Below are 19,958 nucleotides of genomic sequence, written 5' to 3' on the forward strand. Positions count from 1 at the left end.
TGTTAAGCGACTATGGAAAACTATCAAACTATGGTCGATGCGCTCAACGACTTGAAAAAACGAGGTTTCACCCTGGACTTTAACCTTGCAAACGGCGTGCTCCATAATAGCGAACATAATATAACTTTAAGTCCGGAAGATTTCAGCATTTCAGAATTCCATCGTTTTGAGGGCCCCACAGACCCGGCTGACAATTCCATCGTTTATGGAATTGAATCTGAAAAATACCATGTGAAGGGTGTATTTGTAAACGGCTATGGAGTTTACTCGGATGACCTCTCAGAAGAACTGTTAAAAAAGCTGAACACACCGGGCTAGGACATTTTTCGACGCTTTCTTTCTGCCACGATCAGACTAAGCTCCCTTCCTGTCTGACCAGCTATTGAAGTATTCTCTTCTGCCCTACGAAACAAGTAGGGCAGAACTGCTTTTACAGGACCGTAGGGAACGTATTTGGCGACATTATATCCCGCGAAGGCAAGGTTATTGCTTAGATGGTCGCTCATGCCCAGAAGCTGCGCAAAGTAGACTGAGGACGCATTCCTTTGCATATCCGCTTTCTGCATCAAATTACAAAGCAAAGCACAACTATCCGCGTTATGAGTGCCTAAAACAAACGATACGTTAGAGATATGCTCCATACAAAAGCGGATAGCTTCATTGAAATCTGCATCGGTTGAGGCTTTGTCTTTATGGATTGGCGACGGATAGCCATTTTCGATTGCCCTTTCACGCTCTTTTTCCATATATGCACCCCTCACGAGCTTAGCTCCCAAACTAAACTCATCCGTTGCTGCTAAATAAACATCTGCCTTCAATGACGCGAGTTTATCCGCACGGTAGAGCTGATAAGTATTGTATATAAATGTTTTATCGCGATTATACATGCGCATCATATCAAGGGCTATATCGTCAATCGCCCCCTGAATCCAGGATTCCTCCGCGTCGATCATCACAGGCACTTCCATGTCATGAGCGAGCTTGCAGATTTGATTAAACCGGGCTTTTACTTTAAAGTACTCAGCCTGCTCAGCAACAGTCAGCGTCTGTCTGGCCGTTATTTTTGCATACAGATCAAATCTTCCAAGGCCCGTAGGCTTGAATACTGCCAGGGGAATTCTGTTGTCATCTTTTGACTTGCGGATAACAGCCAGAATTTCCTCGGTTGTCTTGGTAAAGCTTCTCTCCTGCTGTTCGCCCTCGACGGAGTAGTCAAGTATGGTACCCACGCCGTTCTTTGCAAGATCAGCAATAGTCGCCTCGCATTCCGCGACAGTTTCGCCTCCGCAAAACTGCGCAAATATCGTCTTCTTAATCAAAGGAACTATCGGCAGCCCAACATTCAAACACGAAGTCAGCATTTTCATTCCCAGCTTAGTGATGGCCGGACTGCTCATCGCTTTGAACAGCCAATATGATTTGTTCAGAAAGTTATTTGATTTGCCTTGAAAAGCTATTTGAGTGTTACTAAAGTCGGGAAGTTCGTTGTTTGTCTTGAAAGAATTATCAGACGGAGTGATCATGGCATCAAAATTAATGCTTATTAACGGAACTGGGAAAAGAATCTTTTTAACTTTGTTATATGATAGAATTCGAACTTGAGGGTGAATTTATACCTCTCATTCAATTACTCAAAGCAACCAACGTTGTTCAGACTGGTGGCGAGGCTCAAATAGTTGTCTTGGATGGATTAGTAAAATATAACGGCGTTGTGGACTACAGAAAGCGCTTGAAAGTAAAGCGCGGCGATACTGTGGAATTTAACGGCAATACTATTTTAGTGAAATAAATATGACTCCTATACAAAGTAACGGGTACGAAGTATTCTTTGATGATGAACTGAAAGACCTGAAAGATTTCCTCGACAATTCTAATTATTCCAAAGTATTTTTCCTGACTGATCTCCATACATCTGAGCATTGCATGCCTGTTATAGGGCAATTAATCCCCTCACTGGAGAATTACGACATCATTGAGGTTGACCCGGGTGAAGAGAACAAGAATATTGACTACTGCATAGGTGTTTGGCAAATGCTGCTTGATTTTGGTGCAGACCGCAATAGCTTGCTTATCAATCTAGGTGGAGGTGTCATCACCGATATGGGAGGGTTTGCAGCGTCGACCTTTAAACGGGGTATCGATTTTGTTCAGGTCCCCACTACTCTTTTATCACAGGTGGACGCTTCTGTTGGCGGGAAAACAGGTATCGACCTGGGCAATATCAAAAACATCATTGGTACGTTCACTCAGCCAAAAGCTGTTTTTATATCGTCAAAGTTTCTAAAAACACTTGACGACCGACAAATCATATCGGGCTTCGCGGAGATTGTGAAACATGGAATTATTGCTGACAGAGACTACTTCAACAAGTTGAAAGAGGCCGACCCTCTAAACATAGATAAGGAGATCATCTACCATTCTGTCGAAATCAAGAACTTTGTAGTTACCACGGATCCTCTTGAGAAAAGCATACGTAAGACATTAAACTTCGGTCATACTATCGGACATGCTGTAGAGACCTATTCACTTAAGAATGACAACCGCGCACTTCTGCACGGCGAAGCAATCGCCATCGGAATGATTTGTGAAGCTTTTCTGGCTTCTCGTCACAACGGTCTTGCTTCTGAGGAACTGGTAGAAATAACGGAGTATATCCGTTCCGTGTTTCCGGATTATTACCTGAAGACAGATTCATATGGCGACATCCTGGAATTTATGCAGAACGACAAAAAGAACGTCAACGGCCAAATCGGGTTTGCTTTACCAGGTGAAATCGGCAAATGCGACTTTAATATCTACCTCACCAATGATCAAATTATCGAGAGTCTGAATTTTTATGCAGAGTTGGGTCGCTAATTTTTCATTTAGGTCTTGACCTTTTGATTTATAACTGTATATTTGGAATAACAAAAGCAAAAATGCAAAACAACAACACATATCTGTTCGGTTACTTTTACTACTATCAGTAAGAGACGGGACGAATATATTTTGAGATAAAGAACTATATAAAGTCCCGGCCGAACGCCGGGACTTTTTTTTTGACATAAAAACTATATGAGCATGCCGCTAGAAACAGCAATGTTCGTGTTCATCTGGTTTCATCGTCATAAAGACAATACGTATTTTGATGAAAAAAAAGAGAGTAGCGATACAGGGAATCAGAGCTTCATTTCATGAAGAGGCCGCCTTTAAGTTTTTTGGAGAGGATATAGAGACGATTGAATGCAGCTCATTCAAACAGACGTGTGAAGCTTTGAAAAATAAAAAGGCCGACTACGTAGTGATGGCAATCGAAAATTCTATTGCGGGGAGCCTGCTTCCAAATTATACCTTACTACACGACTATCATCTATGCATCATTGGCGAAGTCTACCTCCCGATTCAACTACATCTGCTTGCTTTGCCGGGCGTAAAGTTTGAACAGGTAAAAAACGTAGAGTCTCATCCGATCGCTATCCGCCAATGCATCGACTTTATCGACGAATATCCGCACCTGAATGTAAAAGAAAGCTCAGATACCGCGGCCTGTGCTAAGCGCATACGCGACGAGCAGTTAACAGATACAGTAGCCATCGCCAATCAGCTCGCCGCAAAGTTATATGGACTGGAGATCCTGGAAAGGAGAATAGAATCGAATAAAAAGAATTATACCCGTTTTCTGATCCTTGCCGAACATAAGGAAGAAGACATTCCTGATGCAAACAAGGCTTCCTTGTCGTTTGAGACAACCGACGAAGTAGGCTCACTGGCTAAAGTGCTTAATATCTTCGCTGAGCACAACGTCAATATGAGTAAGATCCAGTCTATGCCTGTACTTGGCAGACGGCATGAGTATAACTTCTATGTCGACATTGAGTGGACCGACCATGCACAGTACACAGAAGCGATCAACAAGGCGCTGAGATACACTGTCAACTTCACCCTCATGGGTGAATATCTCAAAAATGACCATGTCTAGTAATTAAATCAACCATATAACAAATAACAATCCGATGAAACTGAACTTTAACATAGAACCGTTAGAAAACTGGTTATCCGTTAAACACCAACCCCTGGTAATTGCAGGTCCCTGCAGTGCTGAAACAGAAGAACAACTTGTTGCTACAGCTCACTTGCTGGCTAAAACCGGGAAGATCTCTGCACTTCGTGCGGGTATCTGGAAGCCCCGTACACGTCCGGGTGAGTTTGAAGGCATTGGAAGCATCGGTTTGGAGTGGTTAAACCGTGCTAAGAGAGAAACCGGCTTGCCTATCACCGTAGAAGTTGCAAACGCAAAGCACGTAGAAGAGGCACTTGCTGCCGGAGTTGACATTCTATGGATCGGAGCCCGTTCTACCGCTAATCCTTTTACTGTTCAGGAAATCGCTGATGCTTTGCGCGGTGTAGACATTCCCGTAATGATCAAGAATCCGGTCAATCCTGATCTTTCTTTATGGATCGGAGCACTTGAGCGTATCAACCAGGCAGGTATCACCAAGTTGGCTGCTATTTCCCGTGGTTTCTCTTCTTACGAAAAGTCCGCTTTCCGTAACGAGCCAATGTGGGAACTTTCTATTCAGCTTAAGACGCTTTGTCCGGAATTACCTATCATCTGCGATCCAAGTCATATCTGCGGAAACCGTGAGCTTATTCCTTACATCTCTCAGAAAGCACTTGACCTGGAAATGAATGGTGTGATGATTGAATCACATATTGATCCTTCTGTAGCATGGACTGACGCTAAGCAGCAGCTTACCCCGGCAGCCCTGTCTGACCTGATCGATAACCTAACTGTTCGTCAGCCTGAACCTAAGGACAAAGGTGTATCTGATAAGCTGGCTGAACTACGTAAACAGATTGACAAAATCGATGACCTGGTCATTCAGAAGATTGCTGAAAGAATGAACATCGTTGAAAAGATCGGTGAGCATAAAAGAGATAATGATATGACGATCCTTCAGCTTAACCGCTGGGATGAGATCATCAATAAACGCGCTGAATTTGGCAAAGCTCTGAAACTGGATGCTGAGTTTACTACTAAATTATTGGAATTGATCCATGCTGAATCTATTAAGAAACAGACAGAAATCATGAACGTGACAAAAGTAGTAGAATAATGTCTGATAATTCTTTAATTCTTTCAAAGTCAGACGCCGACACCTTTTGTACGATTCAACTAACAGGATCGAAAAGCGAAAGTAACAGAGCGCTGATATTGAATGCACTTAGCAAGGGAAAGGTTGTTGTGAACAACCTTTCTTCTGCTGATGACACGGTTATCCTGAATGGCGCGCTTCGTGGCCTGGAAACAGGGAAAGTTAACGCAACTTTTGGAAGCGGAAGTCTTATGCATTCAGATGGCGAGCTCACCGCCAATATCGGTCCTGCAGGCACTGCAATGCGATTTCTTACAGCTTATCTCTCTGTAACCGGAACTGCTGCTGTGCTTACCGGCACAGAAAGAATGAAGCAGCGGCCCATTGGTATACTAACGGATGCCTTACGTCAGATAGGAGCAGAAATCCAATATGCGGGCAAAGAAGGCTTCCCTCCTCTTAGGTTCAGCACCAATTTCCAACAAACAACTAACAAGGTCAGCATCCGCGGAAATGTAAGTTCGCAATACATCACTGCGCTGCTTCTCGTTGCTCCCTCTCTTGAGAAAGGGCTGGAACTTCATATTGAAGGTGAGCTAACGTCAAGACCCTATGTGGAAATGACATTGGCGATGATGGAAGAGGCAGGTATCCGCTATAACTGGGAGGGCGCTGTAATCTCTATCCACAGCCAGGATTTCAAAGATTCGCAGATTACCATAGAACCAGACTGGAGTGCTGCTTCATATTGGTATGCTATCGCGGCTCTTTCCCGTGAATCCAGAATCCTCCTACCCTATCTAAAGCCTCGCAGTTTACAGGGCGACAGCAGGATTACCCAGATCATGGAACACTTCGGTATTCAATCATCATTTACTGACGAAGGCTTAGAAATAGTTAAAACCGGCAATACTCCCGGGGGGACCTTCTTCGACTTGAAAGATTGTCCTGATCTGGCACAAACTGTTATCGTGGTCAGTGCGGCTCTAGGACACAATGCTACTTTCACGGGACTTGAAACCCTGAAAATTAAAGAAACAGACCGTATAAAAGCGCTTCAAAACGAATTAGCGAAGATCGGAGTCGTGCTGAAGGAAGATGGAGAACAATATCATCTTGACTGTTCCGGCCTGCACTTTCCTGAGCGTGTTACCATAGAAACGTACGAAGATCACCGGATGGCTATGGCATTTGCACCTTTGGCCCTAAAGGTTCAGCAACTCGAAATCAAGGAACCTGAAGTAGTTGTTAAATCATATCCGAATTTCTGGAATGACCTTCAAAAAGCAGGCTTCACAATCAATTCTTAAATTATGGCAGGAAATACATTCGGACAACTTTTCCGTATAAGCACTTTTGGCGAATCTCACGGCAAGGCTATCGGCGTAATCATAGATGGCTGTCCTCCAAACGTTGATATTGATCTCGAATTTATTCAGGCAGAGCTTGATAAAAGGCGTCCTGGACAGTCGAAAATTACCACTCAAAGAAAAGAAAGCGACACCGCGAGTATCCTGTCAGGGGTATTTGAAGGAAAAAGTACGGGAACCTCTTTGGCGCTCCTCATCCCAAACGAAGACCAGCGATCTAAAGATTACGACCACAATAAAGACATTTTCCGCCCCTCTCATGCGGATTATACCTATCAGGAGAAATACGGCATACGTGACTATCGAGGTGGCGGACGTTCATCCGCAAGGGAGACCGCAGCCCGTGTAGCTGCCGGAGCGGTAGCGAAGCTTTTTCTGAAACAAAAAGGAATAGAGATTTTCGCTCACGTTTCATCAGCAGGAAGGGTAGATGCGCCTAATCTTCCCTCCGAAGACTTATCAAAGTTACTGGAAATCCGCGAGAGCAATATTGTTCGCTGTGCGGATCCGGCAACGGCCAATGAAATGATTGAGCTCATTGACGGCGTGCGTAAAGACGGTGACACTATTGGAGGAAAGGTTTCCTGCATCATTAGGAACTGCCCAGTTGGTTTAGGCGAGCCGGTTTTTGACAAGCTGCATGCTGACTTGGGCAAGGCCATGCTAAGCATTAACGCCGTACATGGTTTCGAATATGGCTCAGGGTTTTCAGGTTCTGAAATGCGTGGCTCAGAACATAATGATATATTTCGCCCTTCAGAAGCAGGAGCCGGAATCAGTACAAGCACCAACTTCTCGGGTGGAATTCAGGGAGGAATATCTAACGGCATGGACATCACTTTCCGGGTAGCGTTCAAACCTGTAGCGACCATCATGCATAATCAGCAAACTGTCGATAAGGATGGTAACGCTGCAGAAATTAAAGGTAAGGGCAGACACGACCCTTGCGTAGTTCCCAGGGCGGTAGCAATTGTCGAGGCTATGGCTGCGTTGGTTATAACGGATCATTACTTGAGACAGGCTGCTTACCAACGTTAAGCGACACTTCGATAAATTAAATAATAAAGGGTTATCTATTATAAAGGAGATAACCCTTTATTATTCAATTCATCTTCTAAAATATGGGCGGATATTTCGCCGGATTCGCTTCACTCATCATTTCATAAACAACCTCAATGATATCATCAACGGATGGTTTACTAAAGTAATCTCCATCAGTACCATAAGGCGGGCGGTGCTCCTTCGCCGAGATGGTTCTCGGAGCACTGTCTAGAAAATAATATCCCTTCTGCTTCTCCACTATCTGCTGTAAGATAAACGCTGAGGCGCCACCAGGCACATCTTCATCCGCGACAAGCAGTTTATTCGTCTTCTTCAGCGACTGCACGCACAGCTCGTCCAGATCGAAAGGATGCAAGGTCTGAACGTCAACGATCTCGATCGAAACACCCATCTCCAGCAATTCCTTAGCCGACTCCTGCACAACCCGCAAAGTCGATCCATAAGATACAATGGTGATATCCGTCCCTTCGAGCAAGATTTCCGCCTTACCCAGAGGAACAGTAAAGTCGCCCACATTCTTGGGAAGACGTTCCTTAAGACGATAACCATTAAGACACTCAATAACCACAGCCGGCTCGTCAGCACGCAATAAGGTATTATACATACCTGCCGCCTGAGTCATATCACGCGGCACACAGATATGAATGCCCCGCATAATTCCCAAAAGCGTCGCCATAGGTGAGCCAGAATGCCAGACACCTTCCAGCCGGTGCCCGCGCGTCCTAATGATCACCGGCGCCTTTTGCCCGCCTTTTGTGCGGTAGCTTAAACTGGCAAGATCATCGCTGATCACATTTATGGCGTACAATATATAATCCAGATATTGTATTTCAGCAATAGGCTTTAAGCCGCGAAGACCCAGACCAATACCCTGTCCGATGATCGTACTCTCCCGAATGCCCGTATCGGCCACCCTTAAGGTCCCAAACTTATTCTGAAGACCGGCAAAGCCCTGGTTTACGTCGCCTATACTGCCGACATCCTCACCAAAGGCGATGATGCGCGAGTCGCGCGTAAAGTTTTCGTCAAAACAGTTATTCAGAATTTCGCGTCCATCAATCCATTTGGAGTCTTCATCATATTCTGCCGGCACAACCGGTATATGCACATGTGAATCGAGAGAATCAGTAAATAACCTGGAGTTATATCTTTCGCTATTCGCCTCCATTTGCTTATTAAACCAGCTAAGCAAACTGCGTTTTTCGGCAGAGTCCTTACCGGCAAGCATACGCAATGCCTTGCGCACATGCTCCAGAATTTCCCTTCTTGAGACCTCCACAGAAGCATGAATAGACCGGGCCATGTCATCAAACGCCTGAATGCCAAAAGCCTTCAACAAAGATTCCGCTTCCAGAGCCTCCTGTCTCAATACCTTTTGAACCGCGTCCCACGCATTTTTACGGCAAACCCTAACAAATTCCTTCGCCCTGGTTTCCAGCTCTGCGAGTTCATCTTCCGTTACAATGGCCGACTCCAGCATCCAGTTTCTCATCTTCAACAGACAATCAAACTGCATCTCCCATTCCAAACGCTCCTTTGACTTATATCGCTCATGAGAACCCGAGGTTGAATGCCCCTGAGGTTGAGTCAGTTCATAAACATGGATCATTACCGGGATATGCTTTTCGCGACATATCGCAATCGCCTTCTCATAAGTCTCACATAAGCCGGGGTAGTCCCAGCCCTTGACCTTAAAAATCTCAAAGCCCTCACCCTTCTCGTCCCGCTGAAAACCTCTCAGCACTTCAGAAATATCCTGCTTTGTGGTTTGCAATTCTGAAGGAACAGAAATAGCAAAGCCATCATCCCATATCGAAACAGCCATCGGGATTTGTAACACACCCGCAGCATTTATACTCTCGAAAAAAACCCCTTCAGATGTTGACCCGTTTCCAATCGTACCAAAGGCGACTTCATTTCCGCCGGAAGAGAAATGCGACAGATAGCTAAGATCAGGATTATTTCTATAGAGTTTAGACGCCTGGGCTAACCCTACCAATCGGGCCATCTGCCCTCCGGTTGTAGAAATATCTGCTGAAGTATTTTTCGTTAACAGCTGATTCTTCCAGCTGCCGTCCTCATTCAGAACCCGGGTCGAGAAATGACAGTTCATCTGTCTGCCTCCTGAAAATGGCTCCGCTTCTACATCCGTATTGGCATAAAGTTGTGAGAAAAATTCGGTTATCGTGGCCATTCCCGTTGCAAACATAAAAGTCTGATCCCGATAGTAACCCGACCTCCAGTCGCCATTCCTGAACGCCTTCGCCATAGCAATTTGTGCAACCTCCTTTCCATCACCAAAAATACCAAACTTGGCTTTTCCGGTTAACACTTCCCGCCTGCCGATCAAACTAGCCTGACGGCTTTCGAAGCAGATGCGGTAATCATTAATCACTATATTCTTAAAGTCTTCAAAGGTCAGTTCAGACGAGCTCAGCTGACCACTTGATTGAAATTGATTTGCTGACATATGTACGAGGGTCAATTGTTCAAAAATAACATAAAAATATACAGCATGCAGAACCTTAAATTTTTTGTTACCTAACGGTATAGTTTTTGAATAGTTAATTACTTGAACTATCTTTACTTACTTAATTCTCGACGTACATGAAAAAGATTCTTACATTTTGTATCATATTACTTGGCTTTATCACGGTTATAGCCATGAAGGCTGATCCTCAACCCGATTTCAAGTTCGAAAAAGAAACAAATGACTTTGGAAAGATCCCTCAGGGCAAGCCTGTTAGCTATGATTTCAAATTCACCAACGTTGGTGAACAACCGCTGATCATCAGCAATGTGGAGTCCACTTGCGGATGTACAGTACCCAAATATACCAGTACACCAATAAAAAAAGGCGAAACAGGTACCATTACTGTGACTTTTAACGCTGCTGCACCCGGTGCCTTTAACAAAGCGCTTACCATTAAGTCCAACGCAAAAACTCCCGTAAAATACATTTACATTAAGGGAAGCGTTGCTGCCCAGTAGCATAAGTAAAAGATTTTAGAAAAACCTCTCTGCTTACAGAGAGGTTTTTTTTATGTTTGTGTATTATGCCAACTATTTCAAACAAGGGGAAGGAAATGCCAGCTTCACCTATACGCAAATTAACACCATTTGCAGAGCAGGCAAAACAGCAGGGAAAGACAGTCTACCATCTGAATATTGGCCAACCAGATATTGAAACCCCGGAAGTGATGATGAACGCTATCCGCAAGGCCGATTTTAAAGTGTTGGCGTATACACAATCTGAAGGAACACCATCATACCGCTCAAAACTAGCACAATACTATAATCGTGCAGGATATAATATCACGGCAGAAGACATCCTGGTCACCAGCGGCGCGTCTGAAGCGATTGTAATCGCTATGCAAACATGTCTGGATCCTGGCGACGAAATTATTATTCCAGAACCGTTTTATGCCAATTACAATGCATTTGCATGGATGAGCAATGCCGTCATCAAGCCGGTATTGTCGCTGATTGAGAATGCTTTCGCCTTACCTCCTGTATCTGAGTTCGAAAAGCTGATTACCGATAAGACCAAAGCCCTTTTCATTTGCAATCCTAATAATCCAACCGGATACTTGTACTCTTATGAGGAGCTTGAGGAGCTGAAAAAGCTTTGTCTCAAATATGATCTGTACTTCTTCGTCGACGAAGCATACCGCGAATTCTGCTATGACGGCAATACGTTTCACTCTCCTATGCATCTTGACGGTATTGAAGAGAACGTCATTGTATTCGACAGTATCTCCAAAAGATACAGCGCCTGCGGTGCTCGCATTGGTTGCTTCGTAACCAAAAATAAAAAGGTGCTCGCTACAGCACTAAAGTTTGCGCAATCCCGTTTAAGTCCCGGAATGGTTGATCAGATCGCCGCAGAAGCGGGGGTTGAAACGCCCGATTCATACTTCGAGGTTATCAACAAGGAATACACGTCCAGGCGCGATCAGCTGGTATCTTCCTTAAATAAGATGGAAGGAGTATTCTGTCCGAATCCGAAAGGTGCTTTTTATGTAGTGGCACGATTTCCTGTAGATGACGCTGAAAAGTTCTGCCAATGGATGCTCGAAAAGTTTGATTATGACAATCAGACAGTCATGATGGCACCAGCGGCCGGTTTTTACAGCACTTTAGGCGATGGAGTAGACGAAATAAGATTGGCATACGTTTTGAATAGAGAAGATCTGGCGAAAGCCATGATATGTCTGGAAAAAGGTTTACTCGCTTATCCGGGCAGAAAGTTAAAGGATGCTCCTTCGGAGACAGTGAGTATCCATTAACAAAATACATATTGGGGCCGACCGGAATTGACAGGATGGCGGCAGGTATGTAAGCATGCAGCGCGTTGTGAGACTAGCGCTTAAATCTGAACTCTCAAACCACAATTGGCGAAAATAACTACGCCTTAGCTGCCTAATTTAGAATTAGCTCAGCTTTTGTCCCGCTGGTATTCTGTTCTGTTTAACCAGTACACGGGGCATCGATCAACAGAACTGGCTTGGTTAGAGGTGTGATGACCAGGCGAGATAAAACACCTAAGGAATACGGTATAGGTAATCGGCCAACCTTCCCTTTCCCTACAATTAAATGGCAGATAAGCATGTAGAAAGCATAATTTGTTCCATGTTTGGACGAGGGTTCGAATCCCTCCGGCTCCACCGACTTAAGAAAGAGTGATTAGCGACAACCTAATCACTCTTTTTTTATGCTTAATCCGCCCAATTACTTATATTGTCATAACAATAGATTAAGCCTACTTACACCAAACAACCATCCATTCTTAAACAAAACACATGTCATGAAAGCAATTAGTCCCTGGATCAACTTCAATGGGAATGCCGAAGAAGCATTCCATTTCTATAAGTCAGTTTTTGGCGGAGCGTTCGCAAAGATCATTCGATTCAAGGACTTAGCCAGTGATGAATTTCCGGTGGCAGCAAATGAAGCAAATAAAATCATGTACATTTCCTTGCCTATAGGAAAAAATACCGTACTGATCGCTAATGATGTTCCTGAAGTAATGGGACGAACAAACGAACATGAGAACAGATCCAAAATAGCCTTGAGTGCAGAAAGTCGTGAAGAAGCATATCGGGTATTCCATGCACTATCGGCCGGCGGAGAAATTGAAGGGCCCATTAACGACAGTCCCTGGGGTACTTATGCCGGAATGTTTAGAGACAAATATGGCATTGAATGGATCGTGGAATTTGACCCGAATGCCAACGAACAGAATACCGACCATGCCTTATAACGATGATAGACGGAATAAACGGGTTTCGCTGTATACTTTGCTATCAAGTTAGAGCGACAGACGCGGGTTCCCTGATGGGCTGCCTACAGGGCACGCCCACTAAGAGGATCAAGCCTGGAGAGAGGTGAATTTGTCCTTCTGATTCCAATTCCTTTACTTCGCTACTTGTATTCAAGTGTACAAGCCTTTCTATGGACATCTTCACCTTAAACGACTCCGCCGCGAAAACTATCCTTCAATACGCTGCTGCTTCAGAGGAAGCAGGCAGACTGCATCCGGAGATTATCAGCCTCATCGAGAAAGAAAGGTGGTTTAAGCTTTACCTTCCTGAAGAGTACGGCGGCATAGACATAGATCTTCCTTCAATCCTTCGATTGCTTGAATCAATTGCTATGACAGATGGAAGTACGGGATGGACGGTAACACTATGCAGCGGAGCCTCCTGGTTCGCCGGCTTTCTGGAGGAGAATCTACGCCATCAAATTTTCGATCGTGCACATACTTGTGTCACCGGTAGTGGTGCAACAAGCGGTACAGCTGTAGTAATCCCTGAAGGTTACCTCATCAACGGATCATGGAAATATTCAAGTGGAGCCCTGCATGCCACTCACTTTACGGCTAACTGTTCTTTGCAAAACCCCGATGGTTCAGAAATACATGATGATCAGGGCAAGGCAATGGTCAGATCTTTCATCTTCGACCGAGCAGAAGTGAACACTTCTCCAACATGGTCGTACATGGGCATGGTCGCAACAGGCAGTCATGGCTTCCAGGTAAACAATCTCATTGTCCCCGAAAACCGCTCCTTTCAAATCCACGGTGCGTTGAAAATGCCGACGAATGCCGGCAACTATCCCTTTCTTCAGCTCGCTGAAACAACGCTAGCTGTTAACTTTTCAGGAATGGCACTCCATTTTCTTCAGGTGGCAGAACCTGACGTCCTGAACTCCGGCAATCTGAAACGCTTCTCCAATCATCATGCAGCTCTCGTCAGGGAAACGTTTGCTAAACAGAAGCAACTCCTCGCAGATGCCAGACAGAATTTCTTCCACACCGCAGACAAATCCTGGAACGATCTTCATCATGATACATTAAACGAATCTACTTTACGAGACGTAAGCCATGTAAGCAGAACACTTGCCCATGTCTCCCGAAGAGTTACCGATGTCCTCTACCCCTACTGCGGACTCGACGCCGCTAAAAGCACCACCGTGTTAAACCGTGTCTGGAGAGATATACATACAGCGAGTCAGCACTCGCTACTAACCTTTGAATCGTAAACACGAGGCTCACATATCCGGGATTCCGGCCAAAAGCGCAAGTTTCAGATTTTTTAACTCTTCATATCTCCGATATTTGTACCGTAACAAAGTCAGATGAAAACCCAGGAAGAAATGAACTATCAGCGCATTGCACTCGCAATCGAATATATCCTTGCTAATTTCAAGAATCAGCCCAGTTTAGATGAGATAGCAGAAAAAGTGCACCTTAGTCCCTTTCACTTTCAGAAGCTATTTACAGACTGGGCCGGTACCACGCCCAAAAAATTCCTCCAATATATCAGCGCCCAGCATGCTAAAAAGTTGCTGGGCGAACGAGCTACCTTATCTGAAACGGCCTTTCATACCGGTTTGTCGAGCACCAGCAGACTGCATGACCTGTTCGTCACCATAGAAGGCATGACGCCTGCAGAATACAAGAACGGCGGGCAGAACCTTCAGATCAATTACGGCTTCGCCGAATCGCCCTTCGGCAGGGTCATCGTCGCGTCCACTCATAAAGGCGTGTGCTATATGGCCTTCCATGATGATAACATCAATGCGCTGACAGCGCTTTCGACAAAGTTCCCCAACGCAAACCTCCAGGAACAACTGGATCCATTTCAAACAGACGCCCTGCAAATCTTCAAGAGCAGCTGGGCATCACTTTCCACTGTGAAGCTGCACCTCAAGGCCTCCGCCTTTCAACTTCAAGTGTGGGAAGCATTACTTAAAATCCCGATGGGAAACCTCAGCACCTACGGTGCCATAGCAAAAGAGATCAACAGCCCCGGCGCCTCCCGTGCCGTAGGGACCGCTATCGGAAGCAATCCTGTTGCCTTCCTTATCCCTTGCCACAGGGTGATCCAGACGTCCGGCGCATTCGGAGGATACATGTGGGGCAACACCCGAAAGACGGCTATCATCGGTTGGGAATGCGCAAATATAGACTCACGATAAACTTATTAAATCGTATATTTGCATCGCAAAACCTAACCATCGTTAGGCAACATATTAAAAAGAAAATCCTCCGCTAAAACTTCCTTCTCTTAAGAGAGTTTTTATCCAGGCAGGAACGTGATCATGAATACAGAAGCAGTACAAATCAAACAAAATATCTCCACTCCCAACCGAATTCGTCTCGCAGTATCCCTTTTTTATTTCGGACAAGGCCTCTGCTTTGCGTCCTGGGCGAGCAGGATCCCCGATATAAAACATACCCTGAACCTCTCCGATGCCATGCTCGGAAGTATCCTCCTGGCTTTGCCTTTAGGCCAGCTGATAACTATGCCCATCTCAGGGAGGCTGGTAACCAAATACGGAAGCAAGAAAATGCTCACCGCCGTTGTCCCCTTCTATGCCCTCGCACTAACAAACTTTGGCATCGCCGCTGCTGGCTGGCAGCTCGCATTATTCCTGTTTCTTTGGGGAGTCATCGGAAATATGTGCAATATTTCCCTCAACACCCAGGGTGTAGTGGCCGAACAAGCTTACGGAAAACCCATTATGTCGTCCTTTCATGGTGCCTGGAGCCTGGGCGGCTTCACAGGTGCACTACTCGGACTTGTTTTCATTAACTTCGGACAGGTGCCCTACGCGCACTTCTGGATAGTTACCCTCATATTATGGCTTAACATATTTCTTAACTTCAAACATCTTGCTGTAGGGACCAAGCCTGCCGTGGCTGAAAAAAAAGCGAAAGGATTTAACAAACCTGATAAGGTTCTCATCCAGTTAGGAATCATCGGATTCTGTAGTATGGCTACCGAAGGCGCCATGTTCGACTGGAGTGGCATCTACTTCAAAGACATTGTCAATGCCCCGGCGGCCTACGTGGTTCTAGGCTATGCATCGTTTATGATCATGATGGCTGCCGGACGTTTCCTTGGTGATAACATGATTACCCGGTTCGGTAGGAAAAGATGGTTGCAGTTCAGCGGAATAATGATCTCTCTGGGTATGTTCATATCCGTTACCTTCCCTTATCTCATCCCTGCAACAATAGGCTTCATGCTGGTGGGCCTGGGCGTGTCAGGTGTCGTCCCTATGGTCTATACGATTGCTGGTAACAACAAAAAGGTTTCTCCGGGAATGGCCCTGGCTATGGTCTCGGGAGTCAGCTACTTCGGCTTCCTGCTTGGCCCTCCGCTTATAGGCTATATATCAGCATTAGCCAACTTGAGGTATTCTTACGCCATAATAGGCTGTTTCGGTATTCTAATTGCCCTATTGGTTACCAAAATAAAAGCAATCAAATAATTAAAAAATACACATCAGTCTATGATGGATTACTGCGACCACTTGTCTGGTCGTCATTACGAATCCCCCGCTGATTTTTCTTTATATCTTCTTTCAGTCGTCCCAACTTATAGATCAGCCTGATGTTGAACCGCCGGTAGTAAATATCGTAAAAACGCCGCTGGTCGAAGTCCTTCCCCATGGTTGTAAAATCGAGCCGTCTGTATTTATTGAAGAAGTTACTGGTGGAGACAGATAAGGTCACCTTATTATCAAAAAAATCTTTTGATCCGCTGATGGAGTAGTAAAGAAAATCATTATCCCGGCCCTGCAAAAGCACGTATCTACTGTCATATGATACATCCATTCCAAGGCGATAACCCTTCTCAAACCGATACCTGGTATTGGAGAATATATGCCACTGAAAACCGTCACTGTTGTAAGCGTCAGCGCCCAGATGCCCCCTAAGTCCTACGTACATCAGTTGACCGTCAATATTTGTATTGAGCCTGGGACCAAGCGCGACGTTTGTATTCAATAACATGCCTACTGCTTCCCTTTTTCCAACGTTCTGATAATTGCTGCGTGAGATCTTATCTTCTCCCACCACCATGACATTCTCAATAGTGTTGTCAGCGATGGCATAATTCAGACCAAGAGTAAAAGGTCTTTTAGAGTAGTTACTGTAAATCAGATCAATTGAATGATTAAGCACAGCCCGGAGTTCCGGATTACCAGCGGTGAGAAATCCCGGGTTAGAATAATCTTCAAACGGATTAAGCAGCAAAATTCCCGGTCGCTCGAGACGCTGCTGATAGCCAAGGCTCAGACTATTGGATTCAGCCATCTTTTTCTGCACCGACACCGATGGAAACAGGTTCGTGTATCGCTGCTTTATTAAATCAGCAGCCGCACGAAAGTCTGCCCGTACACTACTGCGTTCGAGGCGCAATCCAGCCCTCGCGTCCCAATCTTTCCATGTAAGGTGGTAGGAATTATATAAGCTATAGATATTTTGCTTGTAGCTGAATGCATCGGTATGATCTGGATCAAGTTTATACTCCTCTCCCTGAATGTCGAGGTTCCGTCGGTCAAACTCGCTGAAATTATCCCTCAGTATGGCTTTAGCCCCAACTTCTACCTGAAGGGTCCGCAACGGATGGACATAGTCTATCTGGGCCGTATGCTCTTTAGCGCCCGACCTATTATTTTGCAGAAAGTCAGGTGCGAGGTAATTGATTGAATTCAGGTAGGTGGCGTCATTTCCAAACGCGTCTCTGGAATAGCTGTACTTATATGATGAGGTTAGAAGCTGCCCTTTGGCACGTCTGAAGGTATGTTCATGGTTAAAACCGAAATCAGTTCCCCTCATCTGGTTCCTGCTGGCATTCATCAGCTCGTAGGATTGGTTGACCCTCATTTGCTGATCGATATACTGAGAGATCTGCTGCGTCTGCTGAGTCGAACCCCCGGTATGATATTCCAGCTCAGCAGTAAAAAGATTGAGACTGTCTGCCTCAAAGCTGAATTGCGCACTTCCGAAAGTGTTATCATGATCATGCACCATCGTTCCATCTTGTAAAACCTGCGATAGAAGCGGCCTCCACGTAGCGTTGCGATACCCCATAGCGACAGTCTGTTCTATCGGTTGAGCCGTACCCGCAAATCCCTGGACACCCAATTTCCCTTGCTTTAGCTTGGCATTAAGGTTAGCAGAGGGCCCGTTTACCGTATTATAGGTCGATGTCAGACTCAGGCTATACCCTTCGCTTAACTTTCGCCTTGTGATAATGTTAATGATACCGGAGATACCTTCGGCATCGTACTTTGCAGGAGGAGTGGTAATGACCTCAACCTTTTCCATGTTATCCGCAGGCATAGCCTTCAGCAGGTCTGAGGGATTGTTTGATATCAGTGAAGACGTCTTTCCATTAATTAACATACGGTAATTACTCCCTCCCTTGAGGCGGATATTGTCAGCTCCGTCGACTGAAATCAGGGGAACTTTCCTAAGCATTTCCAGAGCATTGTTCGCTTTGCTTTCCGGGTCGGACTGAACGTCATAGGTTATCCTGTCAGCCTGCTGAACTACCAGCGATTTAAATCTACTTACGTTAACAACGTGGAGATCATTCAGCATTGGAGCCATAATTAGCTTGCCGAGGTTGATGATATTGCCGGAACCAGGCTCTGGTTGGGGGACCATTACGCGCAGGGGCTTGTATCCTACCCGTGTAACGATTATTAAGTAATTTCCAGGTGCTATGTTCGAAATTTCGAATTTTCCCTCGGCATCTGTAGCTGCCGATTTTATTGCGATAGTGCCTGATGTCTTTCGGAGATTAACGCTTGCCAAACCCAAAGTGCTCTGACTAGCGGAATCTGCAATGGTACCCTTTATGGTCAATTCTGGTGCTGAGTTTTGAGAAAAGCACAGTAACGCAAAAAAAACCAAAAGAACAGACAAATAAATTTGCTTCATTGAGTTGATAAGGCGAAATATAACCGGCTTTTGTTCGTCCGGTAGATTATTGTTAAAGATATTATAAAAAATAAAGAAAAAACTGGAAAATAGTTTAAGAACCTATATAAATAATGTCTCCTAAAGTCAGCCTATAGAAAGCAGCTTGATCGGGTCAGGAAAAATGGAATCTTGTCTGCCCCTTCAGAACGATATCTCCTATGCCTTACAAGAAAACGATACCCGCTTCCCTATCGGGAAATCTGCTCTATCCCTGTCATCTGCCGTTCGTTGCTTCGTCGCTTTTACCGGCGCTTTTGTTCTTGCCGCTGTTGCTGTCCGTTTTTCTATTGCCGCCATTTTCGTGGTGAGCTTCTCTTTCCGTTGTTCCTGATCTCGTAGCAGCCTGTTGCCTTCATAACACATCATACTGATGGCTGCTGCCCGTGTTTGCTGTTCTTCGTTAAGCTCCATGTTCACCGGCCCCGAAGGGTACGCTCCCGCTTCTTCAGCTGCGAAAGCCGCGATAATCCCGCAGGGACTGAATGCCTTGCTGTTCAGCAGCACATAACCCTCCTCCATTCGTGTTTCGCTGTAAGCCAGCAGCGACACGCTCAGCATCAGGAGCTGATCTACTTCAGCCCGGGCGTCAAAGCGGATCTCCTGCGCCTCCAGCTGCCCGTATTTGCGCAGCTCCACATCCCTGACTTCCAGGTATTCGAAGTACTCCTTGCGGAAGTTGAAGCCGATCAGGCTATACCGGATGCGGTATTTGCTCACGGTCTTGCTGATGCTTAAGGGTACGCGCAAGTCGGTTTTGGCGTTCAAAGCCCCCATGAAGACGCGGATCCGCCCCTCCTGGTCCCGCTCCACCCGCTGGTTGACTTGCAGTACCTCGCTGATCCGGCTGTGGATATGGAAGTCCATCCCGATGATGCTCTCCAGGTCCGCATCATGCAGGTCGCGATGGCCCACGCTGCCTGTCAGGCTGCCCCGGATGCTGCGGTACACCGCCTGGGTGCAGCGGGCTGCCGCAGCCCCGTCGCGGTGCACATAAGCCGGCTCAAAAGCCTGGCGGATCACCGCCGCCGTGGTGCTGGAAAGACCGAACTCCGTGGAGGCACGGATGCTGGCGCTGGTCTGCTTGAATGTGCGGGGTTTCCCCTGCATGATGGTCATACCGCGGTACCCGCGATAAACGACGGGACCTGCCGTGCCCCGTACCCTGCC

Annotated in this window: 17 protein-coding genes and 1 other RNA gene; 14 read left to right on the plus strand and 4 right to left on the minus strand. The window is 45.8% G+C overall.

Annotation, left to right across the window (positions count from 1 at the left end; translation table 11 throughout):
* Positions 1-12 precede the first annotated feature (12 nt).
* Positions 13-318, plus strand: a complete 306-nt coding sequence (locus tag ACKI5J_RS04685; RefSeq protein WP_407427012.1) for a phosphoribosylpyrophosphate synthetase — start codon at positions 13-15, stop codon at positions 316-318.
* Here the strand turns inward: ACKI5J_RS04685 and ACKI5J_RS04690 are convergent.
* Positions 315-1,523, minus strand: coding sequence for a proline dehydrogenase family protein (locus tag ACKI5J_RS04690; protein WP_407427014.1), 1,209 nt, complete (start codon positions 1,521-1,523; stop codon positions 315-317). The genes ACKI5J_RS04685 and ACKI5J_RS04690 overlap by 4 nt on opposite strands.
* A gap of 59 nt (positions 1,524-1,582) precedes the next feature.
* Between ACKI5J_RS04690 and ACKI5J_RS04695 the strand changes: the two genes are divergently transcribed.
* The 6 genes from ACKI5J_RS04695 (at position 1,583) to aroC (ending at position 7,483) form a co-directional block, all read left to right on the plus strand.
* A complete protein-coding gene (locus ACKI5J_RS04695) occupies positions 1,583-1,789 on the plus strand; it encodes an RNA-binding S4 domain-containing protein (RefSeq protein ID WP_106293890.1) in 207 nt (68 codons plus the stop codon).
* 2 nt (positions 1,790-1,791) lie between these two features.
* Positions 1,792-2,856 carry a 3-dehydroquinate synthase gene (aroB, locus tag ACKI5J_RS04700; RefSeq protein ID WP_407427016.1) on the plus strand — a complete coding sequence of 355 codons (1,065 nt, stop codon included), beginning with the start codon at positions 1,792-1,794 and terminating at the stop codon, positions 2,854-2,856.
* A 271-nt stretch (positions 2,857-3,127) separates the two neighbouring features.
* Positions 3,128-3,958 (plus strand): prephenate dehydratase, encoded by an 831-nt coding sequence (locus ACKI5J_RS04705; protein WP_407427018.1) that lies wholly within the window; start codon positions 3,128-3,130, stop codon positions 3,956-3,958.
* 34 nt (positions 3,959-3,992) lie between these two features.
* Entirely contained in the window at positions 3,993-5,096 is a 1,104-nt protein-coding gene (locus tag ACKI5J_RS04710; protein ID WP_407427020.1) for a chorismate mutase, read from the plus strand.
* Complete coding sequence (gene aroA / locus ACKI5J_RS04715; protein ID WP_407427022.1) at positions 5,096-6,385, plus strand: 3-phosphoshikimate 1-carboxyvinyltransferase; 1,290 nt, start codon at positions 5,096-5,098, stop codon at positions 6,383-6,385. Before ACKI5J_RS04710 ends, aroA begins: the two co-directional genes overlap by 1 nt.
* A 3-nt stretch (positions 6,386-6,388) precedes the next feature.
* Complete coding sequence (gene aroC, locus ACKI5J_RS04720; RefSeq protein ID WP_407427024.1) at positions 6,389-7,483, plus strand: chorismate synthase; 1,095 nt, start codon at positions 6,389-6,391, stop codon at positions 7,481-7,483.
* A 76-nt stretch (positions 7,484-7,559) separates the two neighbouring features.
* Here the strand turns inward: aroC and ACKI5J_RS04725 are convergent, their stop codons facing one another.
* Positions 7,560-9,977: a thiamine pyrophosphate-dependent enzyme gene (locus ACKI5J_RS04725; protein WP_407427026.1), complete on the minus strand. Its 2,418-nt coding sequence runs from the start codon at positions 9,975-9,977 to the stop codon at positions 7,560-7,562.
* A 137-nt stretch (positions 9,978-10,114) separates the two neighbouring features.
* Here ACKI5J_RS04725 and ACKI5J_RS04730 point away from each other — a divergent pair, with 137 nt between their 5' ends.
* From ACKI5J_RS04730 to ACKI5J_RS04760, 7 genes are all read left to right on the plus strand, one after another.
* On the plus strand, positions 10,115-10,498 hold the full coding sequence (locus ACKI5J_RS04730) for a DUF1573 domain-containing protein (protein WP_407427028.1): 384 nt from the start codon (positions 10,115-10,117) through the stop codon (positions 10,496-10,498).
* 65 nt (positions 10,499-10,563) lie between these two features.
* Positions 10,564-11,796 (plus strand): pyridoxal phosphate-dependent aminotransferase, encoded by a 1,233-nt coding sequence (locus tag ACKI5J_RS04735; RefSeq protein ID WP_407427030.1) that lies wholly within the window; start codon positions 10,564-10,566, stop codon positions 11,794-11,796.
* A gap of 13 nt (positions 11,797-11,809) precedes the next feature.
* Positions 11,810-12,177, plus strand: a transfer-messenger RNA (tmRNA) gene (gene ssrA / locus ACKI5J_RS04740).
* Positions 12,178-12,314: 137 nt separating this feature from the next.
* Positions 12,315-12,770: a VOC family protein gene (locus ACKI5J_RS04745; RefSeq protein ID WP_407427032.1), complete on the plus strand. Its 456-nt coding sequence runs from the start codon at positions 12,315-12,317 to the stop codon at positions 12,768-12,770.
* A 191-nt stretch (positions 12,771-12,961) separates the two neighbouring features.
* Positions 12,962-14,050, plus strand: a complete 1,089-nt coding sequence (locus ACKI5J_RS04750) for an acyl-CoA dehydrogenase family protein (RefSeq protein WP_407427034.1) — start codon at positions 12,962-12,964, stop codon at positions 14,048-14,050.
* A gap of 96 nt (positions 14,051-14,146) precedes the next feature.
* Positions 14,147-14,989, plus strand: coding sequence for a bifunctional transcriptional activator/DNA repair enzyme AdaA (locus ACKI5J_RS04755; RefSeq protein ID WP_407427036.1), 843 nt, complete (start codon positions 14,147-14,149; stop codon positions 14,987-14,989).
* Between the two features lie 123 nt (positions 14,990-15,112).
* A complete protein-coding gene (locus tag ACKI5J_RS04760) occupies positions 15,113-16,288 on the plus strand; it encodes an MFS transporter (protein ID WP_407427038.1) in 1,176 nt (391 codons plus the stop codon).
* A gap of 19 nt (positions 16,289-16,307) precedes the next feature.
* Here ACKI5J_RS04760 and ACKI5J_RS04765 read toward each other — a convergent pair whose 3' ends face one another.
* Together ACKI5J_RS04765 and ACKI5J_RS04770 are read right to left on the minus strand one after the other, a co-directional pair.
* On the minus strand, positions 16,308-18,749 hold the full coding sequence (locus tag ACKI5J_RS04765) for an outer membrane beta-barrel protein (protein WP_407427040.1): 2,442 nt from the start codon (positions 18,747-18,749) through the stop codon (positions 16,308-16,310).
* Between the two features lie 198 nt (positions 18,750-18,947).
* Positions 18,948-19,811: a hypothetical protein gene (locus ACKI5J_RS04770; protein WP_407427042.1), complete on the minus strand. Its 864-nt coding sequence runs from the start codon at positions 19,809-19,811 to the stop codon at positions 18,948-18,950.
* Positions 19,812-19,958: the final 147 nt, after the last annotated feature.

It is taken from the genome of Arcticibacter sp., from assembly GCF_045629565.1.
Taxonomy (GTDB): Bacteria; Bacteroidota; Bacteroidia; order Sphingobacteriales; family Sphingobacteriaceae; genus Arcticibacter.

Coding starts and splice junctions, on each gene's coding strand:
- ACKI5J_RS04685 (WP_407427012.1), top strand. CDS start 13: ATGGAAAACTATCAAACTATGGTCGATGCGCTCAACGACTTGAAAAAA.
- ACKI5J_RS04705 (WP_407427018.1), top strand. CDS start 3,128: ATGAAAAAAAAGAGAGTAGCGATACAGGGAATCAGAGCTTCATTTCAT.
- ACKI5J_RS04695 (WP_106293890.1), top strand. CDS start 1,583: ATGATAGAATTCGAACTTGAGGGTGAATTTATACCTCTCATTCAATTA.
- aroA (WP_407427022.1), top strand. CDS start 5,096: ATGTCTGATAATTCTTTAATTCTTTCAAAGTCAGACGCCGACACCTTT.
- ACKI5J_RS04750 (WP_407427034.1), top strand. CDS start 12,962: ATGGACATCTTCACCTTAAACGACTCCGCCGCGAAAACTATCCTTCAA.
- ACKI5J_RS04745 (WP_407427032.1), top strand. CDS start 12,315: ATGAAAGCAATTAGTCCCTGGATCAACTTCAATGGGAATGCCGAAGAA.
- ACKI5J_RS04755 (WP_407427036.1), top strand. CDS start 14,147: ATGAAAACCCAGGAAGAAATGAACTATCAGCGCATTGCACTCGCAATC.
- ACKI5J_RS04765 (WP_407427040.1), bottom strand. CDS start 18,749: ATGAAGCAAATTTATTTGTCTGTTCTTTTGGTTTTTTTTGCGTTACTG.
- ACKI5J_RS04690 (WP_407427014.1), bottom strand. CDS start 1,523: ATGATCACTCCGTCTGATAATTCTTTCAAGACAAACAACGAACTTCCC.
- ACKI5J_RS04735 (WP_407427030.1), top strand. CDS start 10,564: ATGCCAACTATTTCAAACAAGGGGAAGGAAATGCCAGCTTCACCTATA.
- ACKI5J_RS04710 (WP_407427020.1), top strand. CDS start 3,993: ATGAAACTGAACTTTAACATAGAACCGTTAGAAAACTGGTTATCCGTT.
- aroB (WP_407427016.1), top strand. CDS start 1,792: ATGACTCCTATACAAAGTAACGGGTACGAAGTATTCTTTGATGATGAA.
- ACKI5J_RS04730 (WP_407427028.1), top strand. CDS start 10,115: ATGAAAAAGATTCTTACATTTTGTATCATATTACTTGGCTTTATCACG.
- aroC (WP_407427024.1), top strand. CDS start 6,389: ATGGCAGGAAATACATTCGGACAACTTTTCCGTATAAGCACTTTTGGC.
- ACKI5J_RS04760 (WP_407427038.1), top strand. CDS start 15,113: ATGAATACAGAAGCAGTACAAATCAAACAAAATATCTCCACTCCCAAC.
- ACKI5J_RS04725 (WP_407427026.1), bottom strand. CDS start 9,977: ATGTCAGCAAATCAATTTCAATCAAGTGGTCAGCTGAGCTCGTCTGAA.